The following is a 9,076-nucleotide window of genomic DNA, read 5'->3' on the forward strand; positions in this document are numbered from 1 at the left end:
GGCTTTGTGACTACAACGCCGAGATACCCCACGACAGCCTGGGCGGTTTAACGCCCAACGAGTTTCGGATCCAAAACGACCCGGCGACCTCTAGTTTTGTGTGGCACTGATTTATGGTGGGTCGACACCAGCTCCGACAACCGGCGCCGTCCGCTGTCGATCAAAGCAGACATGGCCTGCGATCTAGAAGGGCCGGCGATGATTCGAAGCGGCACTGCGAATGGCCACCCATCCATGCGCCTGAACTCGTCCGGAAATCGATAATCACTAGGCGGAACACCCCTCGGCACTATCGTGGTGACACCTAACCTGTCCTACAGGTGGACGCATGGAAAGCAAGACAATCGAAGTGGGTGTATTCGAGAATGACTTAGCGATCGGCATGTAGCATACGTGGTCACCACACGACCGCTCAGCAAGCTCAAGGCGGACTTCGAACAATTATTGATCAATGGAATCCCGCACCCCTTCAGCAAACCCGGACAGATTCCGAGCGAGCATGGAGTCTGGATTGATATGGGCGACTTTGAAACGAGCACTGAAATCGAAGTGCACTGGAGATTCATGACCGGGATTCGCGCACCTGAAGACGACGTCCTAACCGGACACTGTCCGAACTTCAAACTCACCAAGCTGGTGCGACTCGAACGGATGAAGCTCGAACCCCTGACCGACTACGATGGAACCTTTCGAGTCAAGCCAGAGAGAATATAGGACTGTCTGTTGGCTCACGTGCTGAAACCGATCAGTTCGACAAATGAGCGTCAGCGAACCGGCCGCTCTTTTATCGCACGTCACAGCACTTGGATCGCACCAGTGACGCACCATCGCTTGTTCCAGGAGCAAAGCATGTTGGGCGTCCTGTAATGACTGCATCCCAACGGCAAAACACCCTGCGGCGCGAGCGTACACTCCATTTCCTCCAGCACGCGGGTCGGGTCGCAGATGTGCACTGCCCCCTCATTCCAGAAGGCCTGCGAGTAGCGCACATGCACGCGGTATGGCTCCAGATTTCTCAGGCGCATCGGGGTGCCGCAGAAGACATCGGGAAATTCGGGCGCCGGATTCTGCTCCACAACCACCTGCGGGACATTAATCCCACTGTGCGCGACGTCGTCGGCGAAATCGGCTTGCCCCATCCAAGGAATGCTCTCCGACAGCCCATCCCATAGAACCGAGCCATATCGGAAGGATGCGTGTCCTACCGCGGTAAAGTCCGCATACGCCGTTTTAAGTACACCAGCATCTTCGCACACCACTTTTAGCTGTCTAACACCAACCTTGGCCGTCATCTCAAGGTCGAAGTGACCGCCTGGCTTCAAGGCAATATCAGCAGGTATCTCGTGGGGATTTCCGTCAGTGTCGAGGAGACTCAGAAAGCGGATACTAGTAGCGGTGGCTGCGAAGCTTACGACCTCGATGAACTGGGTTGACGGCACGGAGTCATCGCGATCAATCGAAATCGAGATCTCCTCGGGCGCATCTACTTCAACAGCTTCGACGGCTTCGGCGCCGAAGCCTGAGGGATAATAAGTTGGGCGGGGCATGCCTTGCACCCTACCGACGCCGTAGAGATCTCCTCCGTCCCTGATAGTCAACTTCAACCAATGGAAATAGGATCTATTCGGGGCGAGAATTACCTCGCCCGCCATGTGCTCGACCCCATCTCCACCTCGATACGCAACCGCGACAGATCGGACGCGCTTTCGTTGACTCTTCAAAGACCAGGCCACAGCCTGTTTCGGTGCGATTGCATCTGCGATGTTAATAGTCCCGCCCCCGGAACCTTCCGTGGAAAATCGGATACGAACATCTTGGATCTCGCATCCTGTCAGATTGACTAGCTCGATTAGACGCGAGTAAGGATACTGGCGGACAGAAAACATTATTCCCCCCAGCGTGTTGTGCCGACTAGAACATAGGGCCTGGATCGGCTTTACTACATTAAAAATTTGAAAGGGAAGAACAAAGCTAAAAAGGGTCGACCTAAACACCGGTATTTTTATATGAATTAATTCCGCTTACACAGCCATGCCGGCATCGCCCCTATAGCAAAAATGCATCGCACAGCAAAGGTTGTAAAACTCGAGACGATTGGGCAGGCATGTCATATTAGCGGGTAAAAATCACCAAGTAACTTCCAGTTGCCGGCCAGATAGTACGCGACAAACGCCCATGCCGCGATTGAAAGAATGATCTTAACTGCAAAAAGAGTATAAGTAGGTAGCGTAATGAACCATAGCTCCTGAAATTCGGTTGTCTCAGAAATATTTTGTTTTAGCTTCATGCGGTAGTACGTCGTCCAAATGACGCTACCGACGACATACTGCAATAGATCACACGTAAGAGCGATCCCAAATAGTGCTAGTGCTGGGATCAGCGCAGTTGGAATTGGCTCAGCTGCGTCGGCAGATCGGAGTAGCCAAACTACAGCAATGCCGGCAAAAGCAAATTGACGCACCACGTCACTCGCCTTCGCCGTATTGGTGTCTTTAGCGCGCTGAAGATCGGCCAGGTTCATTTGGCTTTCTTGCGAGGTTTTAATGGGCCAGTATCGCCGCCGCTCGCTTTCTTGCGTGGCGCCTGCGATAAAGCGCTAGCAGCAGCAGTTTTTGACGCCGCGGAGGTTCGCCCATCTCTTAGCACCTTAGATGCAGCAGTCGCTGCCCGCTTCGATGTGCTCTCCTTTTTGGTCTTGGACTGCGTCAGGGCACTTCCCGCAGCGATCTTCGAATTTTTCCCCGTCGATGACGATTTCAGCACCTTTGACGCGGCCTTAGCGGCTCTCGGGCGAGTTTGCTTTGTAGCCATAATTCTCCCCAGAAATGATGAGCCGACGTTTGTCGCCTCACTGACTGCGAGTCATTTCCGCGGCGAGCACGTCGAAGAGGATACCTTCTGCTGACTTGGAGTACTGAAGGTGTACTTCGCCCCTAGAGCTTTCGCGGAATCACGCTATAACAGTAACGGCTCATACAGGCAAAGGCGGCCAACCATTCGTGTCGGCCCCGGTGCAACTTCCAGGCCCCTGGGTGAATGCGGACTAAGACAGGCGCTTTATTACCGGAGGGCACTGCAGCAGGGATCGCGAAACGATCACCTCAGTACAGGGGCACTCCGCAGAGTCTTGCGTTATGTCCAGCTGCCTATGCAATCGAGTTGGCTTATCGGCACTAATACTCCCATCGCCCTAGTTCAGCTCCTAACGCCACAAACAAAAAAACGGGAGGCCGAAGCCTCCCGTTTTTCGATTAAAGCTATCGAGCGCTGACTCAGAACGGAATATCGTCGTCCGCGAAATCGTCGCCGAAGTCGTTCGACTTGGCCGGGGGCGCTTCGCGACGCGGGGCGGAGTCCTGGCGACCGCCGCCATAACCGCCACCGCCACCGCCGCCGCCGGACGGACGCGCGGAACGCTCGCCACCGCCGCCGGAGGCACGCGCGGGGCGTTCGCCGCCACCGCCGCCTGCATCGCCGCCGCCGAGCATCTGCATCTCGTCGGCGATGATGTCGGTGAAGTACTTCTCGACGCCGTCCTGACCGGTGAACTTGTCGTAGCGGATCGAGCCTTCGATATAGACCTGGCGGCCCTTGCGCAGGTATTCGCCGGCGATTTCGCCGAGCTTGCCGAACAGCTTGACCCGGTGCCACTCGGTGCGTTCCTGGGTCTGGCCGTCCTTGTCCTTGCGGACGCTGGTGGTGGCCAGGCTGAGGGTGGTCACGGCCATGCCGCCCTGGGTGTATTTGGTCTCAGGATCGTTACCGAGGTTGCCGACCAGGATGACCTTGTTGATGCCGCGTGCCATGGGATTCCTTACAAATTGCCGGGGGTACGGCCGGGATGATGGATTATAGCGGCCTCCCCCGCCATCGGAGCCCGGCGCGGTTTGGGGTGGGGTTTGTCCGATGTGGGCGCAGCCCGGTCTGAGGCGGGTTGGGTGGGCTGGAAGCTTGGCTGGCTTGGGTCTGGGGCCAGGCGGAGTCCCCGGAGTGCGCAGGTTCCGTTGGCCGGCGGGACGTTGCCGGGGTCGGGGCCCGGAACCGGGCTGGCCGGGCGGAGGTGCCCACGGGCCCCCTAGGGGCATGTCTTCAGGGCCCCATCACAGGGGCCGCCATCCTTACGCAGTAGGCCGGGCATGGCGGTCGCGGCTTGCGCCGCTCCTACCCAAGCGCGGCGACGATCTGCCCCTGCCCCTGCCCCTGCCGTTGCCGTTGCCGTTGCCGTTGCCGTGAAAGCTTGGCGCAGTGCCGAACTCACGATGCAACCGTAGACCCATAGGGCGGCGCACAGGACGTGCGCCCGGCTTTTGAACAAAATGAACCGATAAGACAGGGATGTCTTATCGGAAAATCCCGGCGACAGCTGCGAGCTCGCAGGGGAGCTCTGTCAAGGAAGGCCTCCCTTTGGTTAGCTTTGACCGAAGGAACTCCCTGTGGGACTTTTGGGCCAGCAAAAGAAAGTAACCCGGCCGCGTCAGCGGGCGGAAGCTTTGCGGTTGATGTGGCTTCTCCGCTCTGCGGCAAGACACGCCGCCACAGCGAGCAGCGCGGTCGCGGCTTGCGCCGCTCCTACAGGGGCTGCAGCCGGTAACGCCGCGAAGCTGAAGCGGCGCGGTCGCGACTTGCGTCGCTCCTACCCTGAGTCCACCGGAACACCGAAGCGCATCGGCTCGGCAGCACATCGGCCCGCCGAAACGCATCGGCCATCGATTGACGCAGCAGCCCCGCCTCAATGCGCAGGCTGCGCCTGCGCCGACACCAAGGCGGTCTTGTCGACGCTGAGCTTGCCGGCCGCATCGAGCGTAGCGGTCACCCGATAGGTGGTGCTGCGCTCGTAGTCGTTGCTGTAGAAGGTCAGCACCTTGGCGCTGCCGTTGGGCTGCAGGGTCGGCTGGTGCGAACTGGCGCCGGAGTTGCGGATGCGGCGGATCGCCGACGGGGCGTTTTCGTCGACCATGACTCCGCCGACCGGGGCGAACCGGGAGACGACCTGCGCCCACCATTCGGCCGGGGCGTTCTGGCCGCAACTGCGCAGCACGGCTTCGGCGCCGCTGGCGCCGCCGGTCTGGGTGCCGCTGACCAGCGAACCGTCAGGCAGCACCGCGTAGTCGGCCGGCTGCTGGCCGGCACGGGCCCGGTTGGAGACTCGGTAGAAGCGGCAGCCGGCCAGGTCGAGGGCTTCGGTCGAGCCGACTTCGATCTGGTCCTTGCTCCAGCCGTGGTCGCGCACCGCGGCGGCGCTGACTTCGGCGACCACATCGGCGGCAGTAGTATTGGCGTCCATCGCAATCTCCTTGCTGCAAGCGGAAGTAGCGGTCGCCAGCCCCGCGAGGACGAGCCCCTGGAGCAGACGGCCGATCGGACTCAGTTGTCCCGGTCTCCGGGCGGAACCGAGGCGGCAGGATCGGACGGCTTGGTCTTCCATTTGCTCGTATCGCTCAGGACGGACTGGTAGTTGCTCGCGTCGACCTTGAGGCCGGTCAACTGGCTCAGGGTATCGAAGATCTTGGCGGCTTCCTCGGGCTTGTCGAGCGCGCCGTCGGTATCCCACCACCAGTCTCTCTGGATGCCGTGAGCATAGTCGGCATAGCCGCCGTTGGGGTTAAGGAAATATTCCCAGCGGTCGGCCGCTTCCTCGTTGCTCGGCGGCTTGCCGTTCTCGGCCATGTAGCCGACGTACCAGGCGCGGTATTCCTCGTTGAGGTAGTCGAAGGTCTGGTTGGTCTCGTCGCCGTTCACCAGATGGCTGACCTCGTGCGCGGTGGTGTTCTCGATCACCGCTTCGGCGTCGCTGCCGCTGACCCGGTTGTTGTCGGCCGGGACCTTGTTGGCGTTCAAGGTCAGGGTCTCGTCGTCGGCGTAGCCGTAGGTGGTGTTGCCGCCCTCGTCGGGGATGGCTTTCCACTCCAGCTCGTAGTCCGAATCGGGCGACAGGAATCGGTTCAGGGTGTTGTCGATGATCGCGCGGTCGCCGCTGTCGTGTTGCGACAAGTGTGCGACCAGCTTCAGCGAACGCTGTTTGTCGCCGCTGTCCTGGTCCTGGAACCACTCTTTCTGCAGGGTCCGCTCCATGTTCGAGACCGAGCGCGAATCCGGATAGTTCTTGGCCTGGCTCAACACCGCGGTCTTGTCGCCGGCGGAAAGCTCGGAGAATTTCTTGTCCTCGATCAGGTCGTGCAAGGCCTTCGGCAAGGCCGTGTCGGTGGACTTGCGGCCGGCCAGGGCGTCGGTGATGTTCTTCTGGTCGGCGGCCGGCAGCGCCTTGAATTCGGCCGAATGGGTCAGGGCGAATTCTTCCAGTTTGGCGCTCTTCTGCGGCGCGCCGAGCGCCTGGAACGAGGGGTCCTTGATCTGCTTGAGCAGGTCGTTGGTGGTCGCGGCATCGCCCTTGGCGTCGCGGAAGATCTCGGCCGCGCGTTTCTTGTCGTCGGGCGACAAGGCCTTGAACTCGGCGGAGTTGTACAACTCGCTGCCGGCCTTGTAGCCGTCTTCCTTCAGGCCCTTGATCAGGTCGTTGAGCTCGCCGGGGTCGCCGGTGCGCGCCAGTTGCAAGGTGTCCTTGACCTGCTGCGGCACGCCCGGATCGTTGAGCGCGGCGATGACGTCGTCCTTGCTCGCGAATCCGTCCGAGCGCCCGCGGCCGGCGGCGGTATCGAGCAGCTCGCTGTTGTAATTGCCGTTCTTGATCGACTCCATCGCACCGGTCACGTCACCGCGGCCGATGGTGCCGTCGACTTCGCCCTGGCCGCCACCGACGTCGAGGAAACTGCGCACGGCCAGGCTGCCGAGCACGTCCTTCGCCGCCTGCTGCTGCTCGGGCGTGAACTTGTTGTCGACGTTGTCGGCGACCGCCTGCAGATCCTCCTGGCTGATCTTGCCGTCGGCCTTGCTGGGGTCGCCCTGCTTGGCGGTGTCGAATACGCTGAAATCGCGGTCCAGCACCTGGGTGCTCTTGACGCCATCGATGGCCATGCTCGTTCTCCGACGCGGGGGACGGGCGGACGCGCGCAAGGGTGTCGCCGACCCGGAGCGCTGAGCCTAATCCTCGCCCGCAGGCCGCGGCCATTAGGGCCTACCCTAGAAATGGCCCGGAAAACCGACGAAATTCGCAGGGCCAATCGCGTCCGTGCGCGGGCGGTCACGGTTCGGACACTCGGCTCGGGGGGCCTCCGACTCGCGGCTTCCGATACTCGCCCCCTGGGTCAGGTTGTCGCAGGCCCCGACGCCGCGGTCGGCCGGCGTCGGAGCGATGCGATTCGCACGGACGTCCTTGCGGCCACGACGCCGCGATGCGATGGCGCCGTTGCCGGGGCGCGAGGCCGGGCATCGGACGCCGGTCCGTGGTCGGCGCTGTCCCGATGCCGGCAGCAGGCGACCAGGGCGCGCAAACCCTGTTTCGTCAGGGACTTAAACGCTATCAGGGCGACGTCGCAAGGACCGGCCCGGCCGCAGCGGCCGGACGCCGGACCGAAACCCTGCACCGGCCCGGGCCCGTCGGCCGTGGCGAAATCGCGCGCTCCGCCCCTGTTTCGGGGCTCGGCAAGGCCCACCGACTCACCCGGCAAAACCGCCCCGCCTTCACAGCTTCCGATGCGGGCTTAAGCTCGACGGCGCTCACACTCTATAATCGCGATTCCAACCACTCGGCCGTCCCATGCCTCCCAGCGCCACGACCATGTCCGTCGCCGATCTGGCGACCATCCAATCCCTGGCCCGTGACGACATGGCAGCCGTCGATGCGCTGATCCGCCGACGCCTGTCTTCCGACGTGGTACTGATCAACCAGGTCGCCGAATACATCGTCGGTGCAGGCGGCAAGCGGCTGCGGCCGATGCTGTTGCTGCTCGCCGCCGGCGCCCTGAATCACCGCGGCCCGGACGCGCACCAGCTCGCCGCGGTGGTCGAATTCATCCACACCGCCACCCTGCTCCACGACGACGTGGTCGACGAGTCCGACCTGCGGCGCGGGCGCAAGACCGCCAACGCGGTCTGGGGCAACGCCGCCAGCGTGCTGGTCGGCGACTTCCTGTATTCGCGCAGCTTCCAGTTGATGGTCGAACTCGACCGCCTGGAGGTCATGAAGATCCTCGCCGACACGACCAACCAGATCGCCGAAGGCGAAGTGTTGCAGCTGCTGCACGTACGCAACCCGGACACCGACGAAACCGCCTACCTGCGCGTGATCGAGCGCAAGACCGCGGTGTTGTTCGCCGCCGCCACCCGCCTGGGCGCGGTGCTGGCCGGCTCCGACGCCGCGGTGCAGCAGCGCATGCACGACTACGGCATGGCCCTGGGCTATGCCTTCCAGATCGCCGACGACGTGCTCGACTACGCCTCCGATGCCCAGACCCTGGGCAAGAACCTCGGCGACGACCTCGCCGAAGGCAAGGCCACCCTGCCGCTGATCCACGCCATCGCCCACAGCGACGACACCACCCGCGCACGCCTGCGCGCCGCGGTCGAGCACGGCGACACCGAGGCAATGCCGGAAGTATTGGCGGCGATCCACGCTACCGGCGGCCTCGACTACAGCCGCAAGCGCGCCTGCGATTACGCGGCGGCCGCCGAAGCGGCATTGGATGCGCTGGAAGAGAACGACTACACCGCCGCCCTGCGTGGTTTGGCGCGGTATGCGGTCAGCCGCGATCATTGAGTCGCGGTAGTTAGTTAGTTGGGTTGGGAGGGGAGCCCCTCCCCTGTAGGAGCGATGTGAGCCGCGACTGCGGGACGCGCCGAGGCCGCATGGCCGTCGCCAATGATCGAGGCGGCGTTCTGTCGCAGGGTAGGAGCGACGCGAGTCGCGACCGCGGGATGCGCAGAAGTCGCATGGCCGTCTTCAGTGATCGAGGCTTCGATCTATCGCGGGGTAGGAGCGGCGCAAGCCGCGACCGCGCTGTCCCGGTCTTGTGGCGTATCGCTCAAGCAAGATCTAGATCTAGATCAAACGCCAAAAGCTTCCGCCACTAAAGCGGCGGGTTACTTTCTTTTGTCTAAAGCAACAAAAGAAAGGTAAGGCGGTCTCTAAGCTTAAGTGCATCACCCACCGAAGGGTTCTGCACATGGGCCACCACTACAC

7 protein-coding genes are annotated in these 9,076 nt (G+C 62.0%); 2 read left to right on the plus strand and 5 right to left on the minus strand.

All coding sequences use genetic code 11. The annotated features are described in order from the left end of the window. Positions 1-393 precede the first annotated feature (393 nt). Entirely contained in the window at positions 394-714 is a 321-nt protein-coding gene (locus tag ACTOWK_RS23350) for a hypothetical protein (protein ID WP_441332466.1), read from the plus strand. A gap of 80 nt (positions 715-794) precedes the next feature. On the opposite strand, the gene ACTOWK_RS23355 is transcribed toward ACTOWK_RS23350, so the two are convergent. From ACTOWK_RS23355 to ACTOWK_RS23375, 5 genes are all read right to left on the minus strand, one after another. Next, a complete protein-coding gene (locus ACTOWK_RS23355; RefSeq protein ID WP_441332467.1) occupies positions 795-1,547 on the minus strand; it encodes a hypothetical protein in 753 nt (250 codons plus the stop codon). 560 nt (positions 1,548-2,107) lie between these two features. After that, positions 2,108-2,521 (minus strand): hypothetical protein, encoded by a 414-nt coding sequence (locus ACTOWK_RS23360; RefSeq protein WP_441332468.1) that lies wholly within the window; start codon positions 2,519-2,521, stop codon positions 2,108-2,110. A 751-nt stretch (positions 2,522-3,272) separates the two neighbouring features. Next, on the minus strand, positions 3,273-3,806 hold the full coding sequence (gene ssb, locus ACTOWK_RS23365; RefSeq protein ID WP_441332469.1) for a single-stranded DNA-binding protein: 534 nt from the start codon (positions 3,804-3,806) through the stop codon (positions 3,273-3,275). Between the two features lie 923 nt (positions 3,807-4,729). Beyond that, positions 4,730-5,284 carry a hypothetical protein gene (locus ACTOWK_RS23370; protein ID WP_441332470.1) on the minus strand — a complete coding sequence of 185 codons (555 nt, stop codon included), beginning with the start codon at positions 5,282-5,284 and terminating at the stop codon, positions 4,730-4,732. An 80-nt stretch (positions 5,285-5,364) separates the two neighbouring features. Then, positions 5,365-6,972: a hypothetical protein gene (locus ACTOWK_RS23375; RefSeq protein ID WP_441332471.1), complete on the minus strand. Its 1,608-nt coding sequence runs from the start codon at positions 6,970-6,972 to the stop codon at positions 5,365-5,367. Between the two features lie 682 nt (positions 6,973-7,654). On the opposite strand from ACTOWK_RS23375, the gene ACTOWK_RS23380 reads away from it, so the two are divergent. Next, positions 7,655-8,653: a polyprenyl synthetase family protein gene (locus ACTOWK_RS23380; RefSeq protein WP_441332472.1), complete on the plus strand. Its 999-nt coding sequence runs from the start codon at positions 7,655-7,657 to the stop codon at positions 8,651-8,653. Positions 8,654-9,076: the final 423 nt, after the last annotated feature.

The organism is Lysobacter sp. CA196 (genome assembly GCF_052078695.1).
Classification (GTDB): domain Bacteria; phylum Pseudomonadota; class Gammaproteobacteria; order Xanthomonadales; family Xanthomonadaceae; genus Lysobacter.